The sequence below is a fragment of the Bradyrhizobium sp. USDA 3397 genome (assembly GCF_054060965.1).
In genome coordinates, this window is record NZ_JBSSDS010000001.1 from 2,736,276 (window position 1) to 2,754,709 (window position 18,434).

At 61.2% G+C, this 18,434-nt stretch carries 15 protein-coding genes and 1 pseudogene; all 16 read right to left on the reverse strand.

The window, feature by feature from the left end:
- Nucleotides 1–48 precede the first annotated feature (48 nt).
- Nucleotides 49–1,878, reverse strand: a complete 1,830-nt coding sequence (locus tag ACVWYQ_RS12995) for an FAD-dependent oxidoreductase (RefSeq protein ID WP_456725684.1) — start codon at nt 1,876–1,878, stop codon at nt 49–51.
- Nucleotides 1,875–2,777, reverse strand: coding sequence for an intradiol ring-cleavage dioxygenase (locus ACVWYQ_RS13000; RefSeq protein WP_404655549.1), 903 nt, complete (start codon nt 2,775–2,777; stop codon nt 1,875–1,877). The genes ACVWYQ_RS12995 and ACVWYQ_RS13000 overlap by 4 nt, the downstream gene beginning before the upstream one ends.
- A gap of 24 nt (nt 2,778–2,801) precedes the next feature.
- The gene (locus ACVWYQ_RS13005; protein WP_271543865.1) at nt 2,802–3,926 is read right to left on the reverse strand and encodes a maleylacetate reductase; all 1,125 of its coding nucleotides are present in this window, start codon (nt 3,924–3,926) and stop codon (nt 2,802–2,804) included.
- A 170-nt stretch (nt 3,927–4,096) separates the two neighbouring features.
- Nucleotides 4,097–4,984: a helix-turn-helix domain-containing protein gene (locus ACVWYQ_RS13010; protein WP_404655546.1), complete on the reverse strand. Its 888-nt coding sequence runs from the start codon at nt 4,982–4,984 to the stop codon at nt 4,097–4,099.
- 155 nt (nt 4,985–5,139) lie between these two features.
- Entirely contained in the window at nt 5,140–6,342 is a 1,203-nt protein-coding gene (locus ACVWYQ_RS13015) for an ABC transporter substrate-binding protein (protein WP_271543861.1), read from the reverse strand.
- 145 nt (nt 6,343–6,487) lie between these two features.
- Nucleotides 6,488–7,384: an SDR family oxidoreductase gene (locus tag ACVWYQ_RS13020; RefSeq protein WP_456725685.1), complete on the reverse strand. Its 897-nt coding sequence runs from the start codon at nt 7,382–7,384 to the stop codon at nt 6,488–6,490.
- Between the two features lie 192 nt (nt 7,385–7,576).
- Nucleotides 7,577–7,876 (reverse strand): DUF1330 domain-containing protein, encoded by a 300-nt coding sequence (locus tag ACVWYQ_RS13025; RefSeq protein ID WP_271543858.1) that lies wholly within the window; start codon nt 7,874–7,876, stop codon nt 7,577–7,579.
- A gap of 101 nt (nt 7,877–7,977) precedes the next feature.
- Nucleotides 7,978–9,054: an alpha/beta hydrolase gene (locus tag ACVWYQ_RS13030; RefSeq protein ID WP_456725686.1), complete on the reverse strand. Its 1,077-nt coding sequence runs from the start codon at nt 9,052–9,054 to the stop codon at nt 7,978–7,980.
- A gap of 18 nt (nt 9,055–9,072) precedes the next feature.
- Nucleotides 9,073–10,323, reverse strand: a complete 1,251-nt coding sequence (locus tag ACVWYQ_RS13035) for an acyl-CoA dehydrogenase family protein (protein WP_271543854.1) — start codon at nt 10,321–10,323, stop codon at nt 9,073–9,075.
- 55 nt (nt 10,324–10,378) lie between these two features.
- Complete coding sequence (locus ACVWYQ_RS13040) at nt 10,379–11,626, reverse strand: MFS transporter (protein WP_275502663.1); 1,248 nt, start codon at nt 11,624–11,626, stop codon at nt 10,379–10,381.
- A 45-nt stretch (nt 11,627–11,671) separates the two neighbouring features.
- Nucleotides 11,672–12,301, reverse strand: coding sequence for an NADPH-dependent FMN reductase (locus ACVWYQ_RS13045; protein ID WP_271543848.1), 630 nt, complete (start codon nt 12,299–12,301; stop codon nt 11,672–11,674).
- Between the two features lie 299 nt (nt 12,302–12,600).
- Nucleotides 12,601–13,536, reverse strand: coding sequence for a helix-turn-helix transcriptional regulator (locus ACVWYQ_RS13050; protein ID WP_271543846.1), 936 nt, complete (start codon nt 13,534–13,536; stop codon nt 12,601–12,603).
- A 16-nt stretch (nt 13,537–13,552) separates the two neighbouring features.
- On the reverse strand, nt 13,553–14,413 hold the full coding sequence (locus ACVWYQ_RS13055) for a helix-turn-helix domain-containing protein (protein WP_271543844.1): 861 nt from the start codon (nt 14,411–14,413) through the stop codon (nt 13,553–13,555).
- A gap of 247 nt (nt 14,414–14,660) precedes the next feature.
- Nucleotides 14,661–15,845 (reverse strand): FAD-dependent oxidoreductase, encoded by a 1,185-nt coding sequence (locus ACVWYQ_RS13060; RefSeq protein WP_456725687.1) that lies wholly within the window; start codon nt 15,843–15,845, stop codon nt 14,661–14,663.
- Between the two features lie 293 nt (nt 15,846–16,138).
- Nucleotides 16,139–17,582 (reverse strand): annotated as a pseudogene (locus ACVWYQ_RS13065) (aldehyde dehydrogenase).
- A 33-nt stretch (nt 17,583–17,615) separates the two neighbouring features.
- Nucleotides 17,616–18,404: an SDR family NAD(P)-dependent oxidoreductase gene (locus ACVWYQ_RS13070; protein ID WP_456725688.1), complete on the reverse strand. Its 789-nt coding sequence runs from the start codon at nt 18,402–18,404 to the stop codon at nt 17,616–17,618.
- Between the last annotated feature and the right edge of the window lie 30 nt (nt 18,405–18,434).

The window sequence follows — 18,434 nt, forward strand, 5'->3', positions numbered from 1 at the left end:
CCGGCTGCCTTTCATTCCGTTTTGAAGAATTTATCCGCGCAGCTCGCATCACGCGGCGGCGACGGACTTCGCCTGCTCCTTCGCACCACGGCCGAGGATCTGGCCAAACACGTCGAGCAGCACGTCGGGGGCATTCACTGCCGCCTCTCTGGCGCGCCAGGCGACATACATGTCGGGCCGTACCAGCACGCAGCCGTCCTCGTCGACTTCGCTCTGGCGATACCAGTCAGCATAGATGTCGAGCGCATCGCAGCCTTGCGGGCCGATGGTGACGACATCCACCGGCAGGCCGTAGGTCTTCTCGACTGCGGCAGCCGCCGCCTTCCAGCCATCGCCCCCGATCCCGGTGAGCAGCGTGAAACGGCCCTTGCCGACAAGATCGAGCGTCGATTTGCGCTGGCCATGATGCTCGACCCAGACATGCGGCAGATGCGCGCCGGGCCAGGTCGTTGCCTGATAATACAGTTCGTGATCCCTGGTGAAGGCCGGCATCGGCGTGCCGTCGGACACCACGGCGGTCGAGCCGTAGCGCTGGTTCAGCTCTACGCCGTGGCAGTTGAACTCGTAGCTCTTGTTGGCGATGGCCTCATAGAGCTTCTTGCGGCGCGCCTTGCCCTCGGCGGTCGGCGCCTTGCGCGCGGCGATCGCCTTGCGTGCTTCCGCCGGATCGGTCGAAGCGACGAGGCCCACTGCCTCAAAGATCGGCGGGAAATCGCCGATGCTCTTGTTGGCGCGGGTCACGATCTGCTTGCCGACCGGCTGGCGCTCGGCCGAATAGGTCTCGAGCAGCGACGGTGCCGCGTGGCCCTCGAGCACCAGCTTGAGCTTCCAGCACAAATTATAGGAGTCCTGGATCGAGGTATTGGAGCCGAGGCCGTTGGTCGGCGGATGGCGGTGCACGGCATCGCCGACGCAGAACACACGGCCGGACGCGTAGTGGCCGGCATACATCTCGTTCACGGTCCAGGTTGAGGTCGAGCGAACCTTGACCTCCAGCGTCTCGTCGCCGACGAGATTGCGCACGATCGAGATCGCCTCGTCATTGCTGAGCTTGCGCTCGCCCTGCTCGATGTCGTAGCCCCAGATGATCAGCCATTCGTTCCAGGGCCGCACCATGCGGATCAGGCCGGCGCCGATGCCGCCGATCTGCGCGCCCGGCTGCAGCACCCAATAGAGTACACTCGGCCTGTGCGCGACGTATTTGCTCAAGTCCGCCTGCACGATGATGTTCATGCTGCCGGCGCGGCCCATCTGGCCCTCCATCGGCAGCCCGATCACCTCGGCAACCCGGCTGCGGCCACCATCGGCGCCGATCAGATACTTCGCGCGGATCTGGTAGGTCTCGCCGGATAGCCGATCCTTCACCGTTGCCGTGACGCCGTCGGCGTCCTGCACCAGATCGACGAACTCGGTGTTGAAGCAGAGCGAAGTGCCGCGCTGGCCGGCGGCCTCGATCAGGATCGGCTCGAGCAAATTCTGCGGCAGGTCGCAGATCCGGGTCGGGCTGGCGAGATCGTAATCCGCCTTGCGCGAGGGATGATTGCCCCAGGAATAGAGCCGGCCGAACTCCTCGCCGGCGAGGCTTTCGCAGAACACGTTGTTGGCCATCAGATGCTGCGGCACCGCCTGCGCCACCGCCTTGTCCTCGAGGCCGAGATCGCGCAGCACCTCCATCGCACGCTGGTTGGTGATGTGGGCGCGCGGCGTGTCAGCCAGCCAGCCATATTTCGTCACCAAGATGTGCTTGACGCCGTACATGCCGAGCAGCGCCGCCGCCGTCGCGCCAGCCGGGCCGCTGCCGACGACAAGCACGTCGGTCTCGATCGGTTTGCTGGTCATCATCCTCTCCTTGGTCGTGTTGTTGGTTGCGATCGTCATTCCGCCGCCATCATCGGCCGGGGCACCAGCCCCGCGCCGGGCTTCATCTGGAAATCGTAGGTCATCAGGTGCCACGGGCCGGAGACCCGCTCGCCGTTCGGGAGCGCTGCTTCGTTGCGCGACTCGACGCGCGCGATGAGCTCGTCCTTGACGCCGAACACCACGTCGCTGCGCAGATATTGGTCGCCATCGAGGAAGACGTGGGTGATCAGCGGCTCGTAGCCTTCGGCCTTGACCAGGAAGTGAACATGCGCGGGGCGCATCGGATGACGCTGCGTGGCGGTGATGAGATCGCCGACCGGGCCGTCGGTCGGGATCGGATAGCTGCACGGCAAGATCGTGCGGAACGAAAAGCGGCCGTCGGCATCGGTGACGAAGCGCGCGCGCAGCGACGGACCGTGGGTCGCGTAATCGGCCTTCTGCGAATCGTAGAAGCCGTCGTCGTCGGCATGCCAGACGTCGATCTCGGCACCGGCGAGCGGCTTGCCGGCGAGGTCGGTGACGCGGCTCTGCACGAACATTACTTCACCGACGATGCCCTCGGAGATATTGGCGCCGTGCGGCGTAACGCGGTGCTCGCCGACATAGAACGGGCCGAGCACCGTGGTCTCGGTCGCGCCCTCGCGCTCGCGGTGATTGACGGCGTCGACTAGCATCGAGACGCCGAGCACGTCGGAGAGCAGGATGAACTCCTGGCGCAGCGGCGTGCAGGTCTGGCCGGTTCGGGTCAGGAACTCGATCGCCTGATTCCATTCCTCGAAGGTGAGTTCGGTGCGGCGCACCAGATCATGCAGCGATTTCACCGTCTCCTCGATGAGGAACTTCAGCCGCTTGTTCGGCGTGTTGGCGAAGCTGCGAACCACTTCGTCAGTGAGATTGTGCTCGTTGAAATTGGCCATCGTATTGTCCTTGATCCCTGAGGTTCAGTCCTGCGCGGGCGCATCGCCGCGCCAAGCTGCCGCGATCAATTGCTCGATCAGGGCGCGATCAATCGGTCTGGGGTTGGCATACGGGTTGCGCACTGCCGTCTCCGCGGCGCGTGCGATGCCGTCCTCGGGCATTCCGATGTCGGCGAGCGCGCGCGGCAGCGCGAGCTGCCGGGCAAGGTCAAACAGGCCCTGCGGAGCATTGGCGCTGTGCAGCGCCCGCGCGACGCGAGTCATGGCCTGAGGCGCCGCGGCGGCGTTGTAGGCAGCGGCGTGCGGCAGCACGATCGCGTGAGTTTCGGCATGCGGCAGGTTGAACACGCCGCCCAGCACGTGGCAGAGCTTGTGGTGCAGCGACATGCCGACCGCGCCGAGGCAAACGCCGCACAGCCAGGCGCCATAGAGAGCATCGCGACGGGCGCCGGGATCGGCGGGCGCCACCATGATGCGCGGTAGCGCGCGGGCAAGCGCGGCGATACCATCCTCCGCCATCAGCGAGGTCAGCGGATTGGCGTCTGGCGCATAAAGCGCCTCGACGGCGTGGGCGATCGCGTTCAGGCCGCTGGCGGCGGAGATGCGCGGCGGCAGGCTGACGGTGAGATCGACGTCGTAGATGACGGTATCAGGCACCAGATCCTGGGATTGCTGCGTGGTCTTGATGCCGTTGCTGGTCTCGCCAAGAATCGGCGTCATCTCGGAGCCGGCATAGGTGGTCGGCATCGCGATATGCGGCAACCCCGTGCGCAGCGAGAGCGCCTTGCCGAGTCCGACCGTCGAGCCGCCACCGATCGCGACCAGCCCGTCGATGTCGCGGGACTCCACAATGCGAAGCGCTTCGTTGGTGACTTCGACCGGCGTATGCATGCGTGCGCCGGCAAACAGTCCGGCGAGCCTATCACCGAGGCCCACGCCGAGCCGTCGCCCGACCTCGTGCTGCTCGCTTGTGGTCAGCACCAGCGCCCGTTTGACGCCGAGGCGCTTTGCCTCCTCGCCGAGTCGCGCCGAGGTGCCAGTACCGAACAGGACGCGATATTGCTGCGAGCAATAGGCAAACGCGCCCTTGCCGGCATCACCGGCCGTCGCAACGGACGCGCCTCCGGCATCGGCCAGCGCGATGCTCATGGCAATCCTCCCAAGCCGGCGAACCGGCGTTCTCATGTCGTTGGGAAGGAAGTTAGGGGCGGGCTGGCGCGGCGGGCCTGCACGAAACCGAAGAAAATCTGCACAAAACCGGAAAAATAATGCAGGGCCGGATCGGGCCTTCGACCGCCCGGGGCCGAGATCAGCGGGACCTAGTGGCTGTGTCGGTATCGTCCGGGTGTTATGCCGGTGAAGCGGCGGAACATCCGCGTGAAATGCTCTTGATGGGAGAAGCCGCAAGCCAGCGCGATCTCGGCCAGACTTAAGGTCTCGTCGGCAAGCAGCGCCCGGGCGCGCTCTATGCGCAAATTGAGCACGTATTGATAAGGCGAGACGCCGCTGGTCGCCTTGAAAAGCCGCACGAAATACTCGGTGCTGCGGCCGCACAGCTCCGCCAGCTGGTCGAGGCGGATATCGCCATCGATATTGGCATCGACGAATTCGCGAATGCGTGCCATCTGCCTGCCACTGAGCAGGTTCGGGTGCTTGCCGGCTTCCGTGCTCGGTTTGTGGAAGTTGATCGCCACGAAACGGTTAGCGATCGCTTGCGCGATCGGATCGACGAAGAGCGACGAGGCCGGCAGACCACCGGTGATGGTATCACCGATCGCCGAGGCAAGATGCTCCAGCACCGCGTCCTGATCGCCGAGCATCGGCGCGAGGGCGCCGATCACGGTAGGCGACCCGTCAGGGCCGGCGAAAAGGTCGGAGCGCAGATAGATGTGGGTAGATTCCAGCGGTTCGCGCAGGAGCACGTTGCATGCATGGCCCGCCGGCAGGAAGAAAACGCCACCGCGCGGGATGTGCCGAGCAACCGACTTGCCCTCCATCACATACGTGATGTCGACCGGGCCACCCCGATGTAACACCATCAGATTGTCGGATAGTGCGTGGAAGTGCCCCTCGAACGGCCGTTCGCGCTGAACCGAGGCAAATGCGGATGACCAGCCGAGCCCTTCGCTCGAGCCGCGGAATTCGGCCTGGAAGCGGTTCAGGATCCCGTGCGTCTCCTGCACCCCAAAATTCGACGTCGCCTGCATCCGACAGACCAAGGGTTCGAGGCTTCGGTGCCGCGGAGTAAAACCCAATGGCCCTCGATTTTCAATACAATCGCTCCCGTCGTTTGCTGCAGCGCAATGGCAACACCCGCGGACCAACCTGCCTCGACATCATTGCATGCGGTTCGATATCGGCGCTACTTGGTCGAGAGCACCTCGCCGAACCGCTCCCACTGCTTGCCGGTGAAGCGCATGAACTGCAGCTGCTCGACCGGCAGATGGTCACTCTCGCCGGTGTTGACCTTGATGCCGGGCAGCAGCATCGGCAACTCCAAATCTTTGATCGACAGCGCCTGCCGCAGGATGTTCTCGCGACTGAGGTCGTTGCCCGCCGCCTTGAGCACGTGCTCCAGCGCCATGCCATTGTTGTAACTGTTGACGTAGTTGGCATCGCGGATGTCGCCGTCAGGCACGTATTTGGCCATGAAGTCGCGCCACCCCTTTACGCCGGGATCGTCCGCCCATGCCGGATCGAGCGGATCCTTGACATAGGCGCTCGAGATGATGCCGGTGCCGGCGTCGAGCCCGGCCGGCTCCATCACCGAGGACATCCATACCGACACATTGGTCAGGAACATCATCGGACGCCAGTTGATCTCGTAAGTCTTGCGGATCGCCTGCGCAGCGAATTTCGGCGCCGCGGCGATCACGAGCGCATCCGCACCGGTCGATTTGAGCTTCACGATCTGGGAATCGATCGTCGGCTCAGTCGTCTCGTAGGCCGCCGCCGTGACTGCCGTCTCGTAGCGACTGCCGAGGACGTCCTTGAGCCCGGCGAGGTAGTCGCGTCCGAAATCGTCGTTCTGCGCCAGCACCGCGAAGGTCGCGTCGGGTTTCTTCTGCAGGGCATAGCGCGCATACAGGCGGGCCTCGTTCCGGAACGGCGCCATCACGCCCATCAGCGTGAGGGGAAACTGCGCGGGGTCGCCGAACTTCGAGGCGCCCGAGGCGACGAACAGCTGGGGCACCTTCTTGCCCTGCAGATATTTGGCGATCGCCGTGTTATGCGCGGTCCCCATCGTCGAGAAGATGAACGAGACGTCGTCGCTCTCGATCAGCCGGCGCGTCTGCTCCACGGTCTTGGGGGGCACGTAGCTGTCGTCGAGCGAGAGCAGGTTGACCTTGCGGCCGTTGATGCCGCCGCGGTCGTTGACCATCTTGAAATATGCGACCTCGCCCTTGCCGAGGATGCCGAAGGCGGAGACTGGCCCGCTATAGGGCATGGTCTGTCCGATGCGGATCTCGGTGGCGGTGATACCGGGCTGGTCTTCGGCTACGGCCGGCGCCGCGAGAACGGACCAGACCACGCACAGCCCTGCAGCTGCGATAACACTTCGCATCGACACCTCCCTGATAGGCCGCGCTGAGAGCGGCTGTTTGTCCGGAGGATTGCTTCCCTCCGATTCTTGCGACGTCTTTCGAATGACTCGGGCGAGCGGGCGTCCAATGGAGATCGGCGCCCTCCTCGATCGCCAGACCGAAGTTCTAACCGATGCTTGCAGCCAAGCGCTTGGCCTCCGTCGTCGCTTGCCGGCGCATCGCTTCGAACTGTTGCCGTTTCGGATCGATATCTCGATCGATGGGGAACGACTGAAGTATCTCTCCGAACGCTTCTGCGACTTCGTCTTTGAATTCGCCGTGCGGAAGAATGTATGGCTCGTTCCCGACGATTCCTTCGACCACCCGTTCGCCTACGGCGAGAGGGTCCATCCCGGCTTCCAATGGCGAACCGCCGACCGCGAACGGGCCACCCGCCGGTTGAGCAGAACCGGACGTGTTGAGGTGAAGCGTCGTGTCGACGAGATTGCTGCGAACCAGACCGGGACAAAGGAGCGAAACGCCAATGTTGTGCGGTCCGAGCGCCATACGCAACGACTCCGTCAGGCCGCGCACCGCGAATTTGGATGTCGAGTAGATGCCGCCGGGATTTGGAAGAGCGAGAAAGCCGGCCATCGAGGAGGTGTTGACGATGTGACCACCTTCTCCATGCGCCCGAATCCGGGGAACGAACGTCGCGACGCCGTTGACGACGCCCCCGACGTTGATGTTCATCACAAAATCCCAATCCGCGAAGCTCGCGTCTTCCATAGCCACCATGCTCGATACGCCTGCATTGTTGCAGAGTATGTGGACCTTGCCGAATACCTTCTCGGTCTCCGTCGCGGCCCGTGCCATTGAGTCGCGGTCGGTAACGTCTAGACGGATCAGATGGTAGTTCTTGTTGGAGCGATCGAGGGCGGAAGCCGCCGCATCCAGATGCGATTGACGGACGTCCGCGATAACGACCTTTACCCCATGTTGCAAGAACGCGCGGGCCATTCCGAACCCGATCCCACTCGCGCCTCCCGTGATGAACGCGACCTTATCTTCGATATCTTTCATTTGATGGTGCTCCTGATCCTTGCGCACGCCCCTCGACGTCATCGCGCCTTCTCCAGCATGAGCGAGAAGGTGGAGTGCAAGCCCCGCCGCTACGGCGACGGATACTGACCGGCATACTGTGGAACGAATTAGCGTCTCCACCTCCGGCTAGGCTCTTAATCGTAAGTTGCCAGTCCCCGCCGCGGATCGCTGTTAGTCCTCGTGGCCCTCGATCATGACGAAATCGGAGGTGCTGGCTTCGTCGCGAATCTTGGCCGCCGCCTGATACTCGGGTGAGTCGTGGCAGGCCTTGGCTATTGCGTAGCTTTCGAACTCGATGACGACGTGGCGACGCCCTTGAAGTGCGTCGCCGTGCACTTCGCATGCACCGTTTCGGACAAGGAACCGCGCCCCGTACTTCTTCAATGGTGCGGCGTTGGCCGCGATGTAGTCCTTGTAGCGCTCCGGGCTCGTGACGTTGATGTGACCGACCCAATATCCCTTCTTCGCCATCTCGCACTCCTCTTGCGCTAACGGTCTGCTGACAAACCGGACCATCTCACTCGCACCTTCCAGCCGCTGCTTCACCACAAGTGCGGCGCGAAGAATCGAATTTATGTTGGTCGTGACCTCACATATTCCGAGATCCACCTTTCCAGGAAAGCAGCGATGTCATCGCTGTTCCTTTCTTGCATCATCAGGTGGCCGTTGCCGCGCAGGCCATGGTCTTCGAGCCGCAGATGGACGGCTCGCACCCCTGCCTGAACGAGATAGTCGACGGTGCCGTGGTCGTGCATGGACCAGGCCGACGCCTCGGATGTCACGACAGCAATGGGAATCGACGCCAGGTTGGGAAGACGCCTCGCCGGCTGTTTCTGAACGAAGCAGTCCGCCAGCCCCGGCTTCTGAGCCTTGCGGATTTCGCGCCGCAGTTCAGTTGGGCCTTTCACGGGCGGATCGAACGTCATCGGGATCGCAGTGAGTCCGTAAGAGAGGTCACCGAGCCCCATCGGCAATTGGGCGAAAGGCGGCCCCATTGGCTCGACCGCCACAATGCCTTTCACCAGGTTCGGTCGACTATCGGCCACGAGCCAGCCGAACGGAGCGCCCATGGAATGGGTGAGCAGGATCGCCGGACCGATACGATCCAGCAATTCGGCTCCGGCTCGCTGCATCAGCTGTTGCGTCTGTGCCAAGAAGACAAGGAACGGACCTTGGGTCGCGATGAATTGGTCCAGAACTGGATCGCCGATGACGCCCGAACCAGGCCACTGATTGTGCTTTTGCGCGTTCGGCCAGCTGTTCGCCTGCTTGCCAGGCGCGGTAAACAAGGTCATGGCAAATTCGTAGGTCAGCGGAGGTGTCATCGGACCCAGGGCCTCCGGATGCAGCGGCGAGCGACCGTGCCCTGGGCGGTCGACGACATAGACCGCGTAACCCTGTTTCAGAAAGTAAGTGGCCCATCCCGGCCGTCCATCGGCAGTACCGAGAAAATCCGTTCCCTGCCCCCCACCTCCGTGGACCATCACGATAGGATATGGATGCCGGATGTGCTCCGGGATCTGATACTGTACGAACATCTGGCCCGCAGCGATGGTGCCATTCGGTGTCTGCTGGCGGACCAAACCGGTCCAAAAGAATCCCTGATCTGACAGCACCAACGGAGCAGGTTTTGCTTTAGTTTGGGTCACGTCCCCCTCCGACTTTCTTCAGAGATCCAGAAAACCGGTCGGCAGCCCGAGATTGCTGCGACCAATGTACTTCGCGAAGGTCATGTATTGGGAGGACATGTGTCCTCGATACATCTGAGCGTCGCCAAAGTATCGAAGCATCCTCGAGCCCTTCCGCGCCGCGGTCGACCCGGCGGTCTGGAACAAGAGTTCGATGGCTTCACAGGCAAGACGTGCGCCGGTCTGCAGCATTCCCCAGAGTCGCAAGTTTTCTTCCGCGGAGGCTTGCAAACCCGTCTTCGCCCACCGCTGACAGTAGTCCATGTGCTTACGCAAGCCCTGGAGCAGCACGCCTTCGGCTGCATCGGTCAACGCTATGGCGCGGCCATAGTTGACCTGGAAATCAGTCTCGAAGGCGCGCTTGATGAAAGGTGGAACAAATGTGTTTTGCGAGAACAGGATATCGCGATATTCATCGATCGCCGCGCGCGCGGCACCGATGATAGGCGATGTCAGAGACGCGTGATAGGGACCCATGAGAACGCCAAGATACATGGGGTTGCCATGCAATCGCGTTCCGGGTGTGCCGTCGGAGAGATCCTGCTTCACACCCAGCGCGTCGAAAAACGCGGTCATGTGCTCGGGCACGAAGACATTGTCCAGCTTGACGCTGTTCGAGCCGGAGCCGCGCATGCCCAAGGTGCGGTCTCCACCCCAATCGCCCAGAATTGTGTATTGCCCCTGCGGCACAACAAAGTTCAAAATGCGTGGTGGGAACGACGTTTGAAGCAACGTTGCGCCCAGGAAATGCGTGCTGTGCGGTATTCCCGACGAATATGGCCAAACACCATTGATGATATAGCCGCCCTCGACCGGCAGGCATGTGCCCCCGGGGGCAGCCCGGTGCGGTGACGCGAAATGTCCGGATGAACCGAAGATTTCGATCTGCGCGGCTTCCGACCAGTGCGCGGCTATGACCGGCGCATGAGAAGCGGCCAATGTCAAGCACCACCCTGCAGACGGATGACCGCGCGATATCTCCACCATGACGCGAAAAAATGTTTCGTAATCGAACTCGTAGCCACCAAACATTTTGGGCTGCAAGATCCGATAGAATCCAGCATCGATGAACTTCTGCTGGATTTCGTCCGAATAATGTCCCCGCTCATCGGTCTCGTCTTGCGATTCCCGCAGCAGCGTCCTCATCGAAGCCGCACGATCGATCAGTTCCTGCGGAGTGAGGCGAGGTTCCGGTACCGGCAGGCTCTTGCGCATGGCCTGAACGTTCATTTCTATCTCCTGACGTTTCCGTTGAGCGCGATTGCGGCTAACCGTCGATAAGAATTTATGCCGGCGAACTCACAATCATTCTTTTGTGGCGCTCGAGCACCCGCGGAGCAGTTTCGTCCAGCATCAGGCAGAGCAAGCCTGCACAGATGCAAAGCGTAGCGGCGATCCACATCGCGCTGGACGGACCGAACACGTCGGAAGCGATCCCGGCGAGGGCCGGGCCAGCGAAGCCTCCCGCGAGCTCGCCAACCCCCATGATGAAGCCAAGCGCGGTAGCAACATGGGTCGGCGGGATTGTTTCGGACGGCACGGTGGCCATAAACAACGAGAAGCCGCCAATGGCGAGATAGCCGACACCCATGAACAACACCATCAACGGCAAAGGTCCGTCGAACATGACGGTGGTCACCGGGGCAATCACGCCAACGAAGCCTGACAAGATGAGGATCGGACGGCGGCCAAATCGATCCGACAGCGCCGGTACGATGATCGAAGACGCGGCCGTTGCGATACCGGTCGCGGCCAGGGCAACGCTCATCGCGCTGGGCGACAGACCGCGGACCTGCACCAGGTAGATCGGGAGGAACGTTATCTGGATCAGGAGCCAAGCCACCATTAGGCAGCTCACGATCGCGCAAACCCAGATGTTGCGATGTTTCAGCATCGTCGAAAGCGGGATCGTGTTGCGCGCAGAAGCAGTCGATATCGGAGCGCCCCCCGACGAAGGTTCACGGATAAACGCGACAATCAGGGCGGCTACCACGAAGCCAGGCACCGCTGCAATGTAGAAAGCGCTTCTCCAGCCGTAGATCTGCGCAATTGCGACGAGCAGCAGAGGAGCGGCAAAATTACTCAGGAGCGCGCTGAAGAAATTCTGCAGAACGCCCATGTTGAAGCCGCGACGGTGCTCCGACGATTCCGCCGCCATGATCGATTGCGCGATCGGAAGTACAGGCCCTTCCGCAAATCCCATGACGAGGCGCGCGGCAAGCAGCGTCAGAAACGAATTGGCGAGACCGGATCCTACCGAGCACATCGAGAAGATCACTATCGCGCAGACCAGGAGCGTCTTACGATTCTGAAAATAGTCCGAAAGAGTGCCGACCGCATAGCCGGCGATTGCCCAGGTCAGAGCCAGGCCAGCCGAGAGGGCACCCAGCTGGGTGTTGTTCAGTTGGAGCTCAGGCATCAGAAACGGAGATAGAAAATTCAGCGCAAGACGGTCGAAGAATACGAAGCCAAACGCTGACCCCATCAAGACGACAACGAGATTTTCATAACTAAGGATGCGATTCCTGCTCATGACCCCTCCCTATTGTTTCCCGTTATGGTCGTTTGCGGCCGCGTTCTAGGCGCATTGCGCCGGCGCGGCTTCTGATATTTCTTGAGGCGCCAGCCCATTGCGCCGGCTCTCGTATAGCCGCCGCATCTTCGCGAACTCGACGACCTGCTCGGCCACGAATGCAAGCTGTTGCGCTATGATCGGATCACTGCACGCACCATCTGCAGAAAATGGCCTCTGCGCGGTGTTGATCACCGCTGAAAATGGAGTCGGCCAACCCCGTAGCGCGTGAACGATGGTCCGCAGAGTTCCGAGCGTCGCTCCCATGGCTTGGGCTCCGCCCGCGCATACGATGGCGCCGACAGCGCGTCCGGCAAGATAGCTGCGCGCGTCCGCGCGGAGATCCTCGGTATAGTCTATTGCGTTCTTGACCAGGCCGGAGATCGAGCCATGATAGCTTGGGGTGGCTATGATGATGCCGTCTGCGGTGCGCAGCGCTTCGACCAACGACGTCGCACGCTCCGTACGTTCAATGCTGTCGTAGTGCGGGAGATTCAACGATTGCCCGGCGAAAATCTGCGTTCTCGCACCGAGCCGCGCGGCTTCCGTCAAAGCCAGGCGCAGCGCCCTCTCCGAGGTTGATCCGTCGCGCAACGTTCCGCCAATCCCGACGACGAGCGGAGACCAGCCCTTCATCGCAGCGGCCCACTTTCCTGCGCAGCAAGATCACCCGAGGTCCAGGGCTCCCCAAGCGAATGCTGGCCAATTCGGATATGCGAGCACCCTCGCCCGGCATCGAACAATGCCATGCGCGTCTCTCCCTATCGTCGGCGCCTTGATTGCGTCTGGCGCCTCTACGTGAGGTGAAAGTAGGACATGCCGGGTGGCTAAGCCTGCACAAACCGGACCGATTTGCAGGAAACTGACACAAACTGTCCGCTTCGTTTACAGGAAACGAACGAGCGTTCAGATCGAAAAGGCAGATCTTGGAGTCCTTAATTCATTGCCCGTCGATAAGCGCCTGGCGACAAACCCGTCATACGACGGAACGTGTTTGTGAAATGCTGCTGGTGCGCAAACCCGCACTGCCTCGCAATTTCCGCAAGGCCAATGTTTGGATCCGTCAGGAGCAGTTTCGCATGATGAATTCGCACCCCCACAACGTAGCGGTGAGGAGACACGCCCAGCGAAGACTTGAACACCCTTATGAAATACTCGGGACTTACGCCGCAGATCGCAGCCAAATCGTCCAGCTTGATGCAATCCGCGAGATTAGCTTCGACAAAATCACGAATCGAGCGGACGCTACGTGTACTCAGCTGGCGTTCCACAGCACACGGTGCTTTTCGCTCCCGTGCATTGAGGACGAAAAGGCGATTGGCTATTGCATGCGCAATCGAATCGGCCAGAAGGGAACACGAGGTATCGCCCTCACGCACCATTTCTTCCACCACGGCCAGGAGATTGCCGGTTAGGGGCTCCGGCTCACCCAACAAGGGCAAGAGGCCAAAATCGGAGTTCTGCGCTTTATCTTCAGAGCCAGAAAACAGTTCAGGACGCAGGTACACATGGATCGAATTCAACGGCGTATTTAGCGTCACCTCACAGTCGCGGCGCGGCGGTAGGAAAAAGATCCCCTTCTCCTGCAAGTGCCTGGATACGACACGCCCATCGATCCGATAGGTAACATCGACTGGTCCACCAGCTGCAGTCACCAGCAGGGCGTTGGCATTGGCTTCGAAGCGGCCCCTGAACGGCTCTTCCCGCTGAACCGATGCGAACATCGTCGACCAGCCGAGCCCCGCACTCGACAGTTGGCCTTTCACGGCGAAGTGTCGCAGTACGGAATGGAAATCGCCTCCGTCGAAAGGCCGCGCGGTATGCTTATTTTGCGCTGCGGCTGGCGATGGTGGATCGGAGCGTTTCTGCATTGGCCCTAGCTGCTTGTCAGTTGACACTGCGACGGTACCGACCGGGCGTTTGACCCGTCAGCCTGCGGAAGGCACGCGTCAAGTGTTCCTGATGGGAGAAGCCACAGCGGAGTGCTATCTCAGCGAGGCCTTCCTGGTCTTGCTCGATCAATCGCTTGGCCCGTTCGACCCGTGCCGCGATCACATATTGGTATGGTGATTTGCCGGTTGTTGCCGCAAAAGCTCGACCGAACGACTTTGTGCCGATGCCGCACGCGCTGGCCATCGCAGCAAGGGTGATCTCACCCTCGAGATTGGCTTCTATGAAATCCTTAACGCGCCGAAGTTCGTAGTCCGGCAGCCCAACCGTCTGAACCCGCCACGGTTCGCTGCTCCTGCTGATCGCGGAGACCCTATTCGCAAGCGCCCGTGCTATCGGATCGATGAAGAGATCTGAATTCGAGACCTTTTCGCAAACCGCCTGCTCAACCGCCTGCGCCAGATGCTGTATAACCACGTCCCGTTCCACCAGCAACGGTGTAACATTGTTGACAGAAACCAGGTTTGCGCGGAGATAAATGTGGAGAGTGTCCAGCGCCCCATGCAATCCCACCTCGCACGCATGACCTGCTGGCAAAAAAAAGATGCTTCCTTTTGGAATGCGACGTGAAGTGACGTGCCCGCCGGATGCAAAGGTCGTCTGCACGGGGCCGCTACGGTGCAAAACAATGAGGTCGTCAGCGATCGCTTCGAACCGCCCCTCGAAGGGATTCTCCCTTTGGATCGACGCGTAGATCGAAGACCACCCATGCCCCTCACTTGTTGCACGGATGTCGGCCCCAAACCGTTGCAGAACACCGTGAGTATCGGAGCCTCTGAACTCGCGCTTGGCTTCCATCTCCTGCTCCGCGTGTAGTCTGACGGGGCCCGCTGCAGCGCAATATGCGCCTCGTGGTGATGAAGAATAATTCGTTATAACAATAATGCTCTGAGCACGCTATGTCTTCGTTTGGCCACCCAAGAGGAAGCTGCCGTCGATCTGCTCGCCAACGAGCCGGAACGAGCCGCCTGCCTCGAAGCCGAACCCGTTGAAGAGGCGCGTTATCTACACTTCAGGCGTCGAACAGAGGCTTGGCCTTCAGACGCTACTGAGGTCTCGCCTCGCTGCGCATTTGCACCGTCAGCATAAGCCGGTCGAGCAGCACCTCCTTGTCCGTCAGACGGCGCAAGCGGATGAGATTGGCCTCGTGCTGCTCCGGATCTGTCGTGTCGAAGATGATCCGCTTGTTGTCGACCGCCGCGGGTGAGACGACCTCGAGGAAGATGCGGCGGCGCTCCTCGGCGTAGCAATCGAGGATAGCGTCGTCGACATCGCCGCGAACGACAGCAGCCAGCGCCTCGTACAGCGCAAATGCGTCGAACAATCCCGATGTGAGCCCGTAGGCGCCGCTGGGATTCGTTGCATGCGCTGCGTCGCCGGCCATCAACACTCTGCCAACACGGAACCGCTCGGCTGCCCGCTGATGCATGCGATAAGGCGCAAATGCAACGACCTCAATGTCGCGCGCTCCCGGAAGGATGACATCGAAGTACGCGGTCATACGCTCGGCGATGCTCTCCTCGGGTAGATCGAGCGGCTCGCTGTAGGTGCAGCGCCACAGATCGTCTCTATCGAGCTTTACGATGATTGCACCATGGGTCGGGTGAATCAGAAAGGTGGTGCGCGCGTAGCCGTGCTTCGAAAAATCGTGCCGGACGTTGGCCGCGATGAACCGCTTCGGCCATGTGATACCCTCGAACTCCAGATGCAAGGCCCTTCGAACGTTGCTCGTCGCGCCGTCGGCGCCGATAACCCATCCGGCACGGAGTTCGGAAGGGCCCTCAGGGCCGTCAACCGAGAGAGTGACCCCGCTGCCATCTTGCATCAGATCGCGCATTGTCACACCCCAGCGAACCTCGGCATGCGGAAACTGCTGGAGTCGGCGCAACGCAATTCCGGCAAGTAGATTCTGGCCGAGATGGAGATTGAAAGGGAACGGTGTCCGTCCGTCGAGAACGTCCAGGCTGTAGTTGATTTTCTCGCCGGTCGCGAAATCCAAGTAGGTATAGTCCTGCTTGGCGAACCCGACGTCTAGCGCCTCTTCAAGCAAGCCAAGTCGGTCGAGGCCCTCAAGTACAGACCAATGATAAACTATCGCGCGCGGCGAAGCGATGATTTCCGATGCACGCTCGATGACGACAACCGGGATGCCCGCCTGGGCGAGCCCAAGAGCGCTTAGCAAACCAACCGGGCCGGCGCCCACGATGGCGACTCTTGCTTCAACGGACATAATCCCTCTTCTATTTCCTACAGGCGTGACTGCCTTCTTGTTGCGATTGAGGCCTAGCCACATCATGCTTCGCTCAAGCCCCAGGGGCTGCCTTCGGCGCACCCTCGCGGAATGGCTGCAGAAGTCGATAGGTGAGACTATGCAGCGGCGTTGCTAAGCCATGCTTGTGCCCCAACCGGTCGATCTCGCCGCTCTGAGGAGCGATCTACAGTTGATGTTTTGTGCAGGCGGTCCAGCACCCGGATATTGTCGAGAGCTTTGCCGATGAACATGCTGGACCTCCTGGTCTTTCCTTAGAACGGGTAGTGCTGCGGACCTTCGATCGTTATCCAACGAAGCTCGGTGAATTCGTTGATGACGGCCTTTCCGCCGAAGCGGCCGTACCCGCTGGCCTTTGTGCCGCCGAACTGGCATCTGAGCCTCATCGGCGACGGTCGGCCCATTGATGTGGCAGATACCGCTCTGGATACGTTTCGCAATCGTCAGGGCACGGGAGACATCGCGGCCAAAAATCGCAGCGGACAGACCGTATTCAGTGTCGTTGGCGATGCGCACGGCCTCATCGACACCGGCGACACGAATGATCGATTTCACGGGTCCGAACGATTCCTCGTTGTAGATTTTCATTTCCGACGTCACGTGGTCGAGCAAGGTGGCTTCGACGACCGTTCCGTTGCGCTTGCCGCCCGCGACGATCTTCGCTCCCTTTCCGGTGGCATCCTTGATGAGCGCATCCATGCGCTCGGCGGGCGCCAGATCGACCAATGATCCCAGGACGACATGCTCACGCGGATCGCCAGCCGGCAATGTCGAGGCTTTGGCCGCGAGTCTGGCGACGAACGCGTCGGCGATCTTCTGATCCACAATAATGCGCTCCGTGGACATGCAGATCTGCCCCTGATTCATGAAAGCGCCGAAGGCCGCAGCATCGACCGCTTGGTCCAGATCGGCGTCATCCAGAACGACCAAAGGCGCCTTGCCGCCAAGTTCCAGCAGGACAGGCTTGAGATGCTCCGCCGCGAGCTTGGCGATGACGCGACCGACTTTGGTTGAGCCTGTGAAATTGACCCGGCGTATGGCAGGACTGGAAATCAACGCCTCAACGATCTTGGGCGCATCCGAAGGTGCATTCGACAGGACGTTGACGACTCCTTTGGGGAAGCCAGCATCATTCAGAACTTGGCCGATAAGATGATGCGTTCCGGGACAGGTTTCTGACGAACGCAAGATGACCGTGTTGCCGCAGGCGAGCGCCGCCGCGATTGCCCGCGTGCCGAGGATGACCGGGGCGTTCCACGGCGCCATGCCGAGGACGACGCCGGCCGGCTGGCGTACCGCCATCGACCAGATACCGGGCTTATCGGATGGGATGACTTCGCCGGTGATTTGGGTGGTGAGAGCTGCAGCTTCGCGCAAGATGCCGGCGGCGAGATGGACATTGAAGCCAGCCCAAGGCGCCGTTGCCCCGGTCTCCTCGAGCATCAGCTTGATAAAGTCGTTGGTACGGCTCTCCATAAGGTCAGCCGCCTTCAGAAGGAGGCCGCGACGCAGCGAGGGCCCTGTCCCTGACCAGGTCTCGAACGCTTTGGCCGCAGCAGCGACGACCTTCTCGACGTCTGCGAGCGTCGCAGCCGGCGCGCGTGTCGCGACCTTACCGGTCATGGGATCCTTGCGCTCGAAAGTGCCCCCTCCCTCGGCCGCAACCGCACCACCGTCAACGATAAATCCGATATCCATCGATACTCTCCTGATTTTCCAAGTATGCGGCCCTCAGGCCTGCGTTCCGCCGTCGATCGGAATGATCGCACCGGTCATGTATGTGGAAGCCGGCGATGCCAACAGCAGCGCGAGCCCCTTGATCTCATCCAGTTCGGCAAGCCGCCCTAAGGGTACGGTATCTGCGAACGCCGCGGCACCTTCGGGCGTATGCATCCGGCCATTGGCGATATTCGTCCGAAAAGGACCTGGCGCGATGGCATTGACACGCACATTGTGAGGACCGAGCTCGAGAGCCGCGACGCGCACCACCTGTGCAATGCCGGCCTTTGCCGCGTGGTAGCCGTAACTCGGTAGCGCCGACGCCCGCAGCGCCGCGACGGAACACGTCACGACGATCGATCCGTGCCGCCGTGGCTTCATATGCTTTGCCGCCACGCGAATTGTCCGAAAAGCGCCATCAAGATTGACCCGAAGGCAGGCGTCCCAAAGCTCCATGGACGCCGACTTGAGCTCGCCTTCGGGCTTGCCGTATCCGGGGCCACCGCTCACGCCTGCGTTCGCAAACACACAATCGAGCCGGCCATATCTTTCGACGTAAGCATCCACGACAGCTTCGACGCTGCCCGCCTCGGCTATGTCGATGCAGAAAGTGTCAACGGCTCCACCGGCTTCGTCGATGGCAGCCGCCGCCTGCATCAATTTGCCCTCGTCGATGTCAAGCATTGCGACCCGCCCTCCATTGGCTGCGATCACTTGCGCAATCGCGAGTCCAAGGCCAGACGCAGCGCCTGTAACGACGGCGATATGTCCGGACAGGTCAAACAGTTCAGCGGCTTTCATCGTGTCTCTCGTGGCCTAACGTTCGATCAG

Bases quoted from the DNA above. Each gene is read 5' to 3' on its own strand.
- ACVWYQ_RS12995 (WP_456725684.1), bottom strand. From the start codon at position 1,878: ATGACGATCGCAACCAACAACACGACCAAGGAGAGGATGATGACCAGC.
- ACVWYQ_RS13000 (WP_404655549.1), bottom strand. From the start codon at position 2,777: ATGGCCAATTTCAACGAGCACAATCTCACTGACGAAGTGGTTCGCAGC.
- ACVWYQ_RS13005 (WP_271543865.1), bottom strand. From the start codon at position 3,926: ATGAGCATCGCGCTGGCCGATGCCGGAGGCGCGTCCGTTGCGACGGCC.
- ACVWYQ_RS13010 (WP_404655546.1), bottom strand. From the start codon at position 4,984: ATGCAGGCGACGTCGAATTTTGGGGTGCAGGAGACGCACGGGATCCTG.
- ACVWYQ_RS13015 (WP_271543861.1), bottom strand. From the start codon at position 6,342: ATGCGAAGTGTTATCGCAGCTGCAGGGCTGTGCGTGGTCTGGTCCGTT.
- ACVWYQ_RS13020 (WP_456725685.1), bottom strand. From the start codon at position 7,384: ATGAAAGATATCGAAGATAAGGTCGCGTTCATCACGGGAGGCGCGAGT.
- ACVWYQ_RS13025 (WP_271543858.1), bottom strand. From the start codon at position 7,876: ATGGCGAAGAAGGGATATTGGGTCGGTCACATCAACGTCACGAGCCCG.
- ACVWYQ_RS13035 (WP_271543854.1), bottom strand. From the start codon at position 10,323: ATGAACGTTCAGGCCATGCGCAAGAGCCTGCCGGTACCGGAACCTCGC.
- ACVWYQ_RS13040 (WP_275502663.1), bottom strand. From the start codon at position 11,626: ATGAGCAGGAATCGCATCCTTAGTTATGAAAATCTCGTTGTCGTCTTG.
- ACVWYQ_RS13045 (WP_271543848.1), bottom strand. From the start codon at position 12,301: ATGAAGGGCTGGTCTCCGCTCGTCGTCGGGATTGGCGGAACGTTGCGC.
- ACVWYQ_RS13050 (WP_271543846.1), bottom strand. From the start codon at position 13,536: ATGCAGAAACGCTCCGATCCACCATCGCCAGCCGCAGCGCAAAATAAG.
- ACVWYQ_RS13055 (WP_271543844.1), bottom strand. From the start codon at position 14,413: ATGGAAGCCAAGCGCGAGTTCAGAGGCTCCGATACTCACGGTGTTCTG.
- ACVWYQ_RS13060 (WP_456725687.1), bottom strand. From the start codon at position 15,845: ATGTCCGTTGAAGCAAGAGTCGCCATCGTGGGCGCCGGCCCGGTTGGT.
- ACVWYQ_RS13070 (WP_456725688.1), bottom strand. From the start codon at position 18,404: ATGAAAGCCGCTGAACTGTTTGACCTGTCCGGACATATCGCCGTCGTT.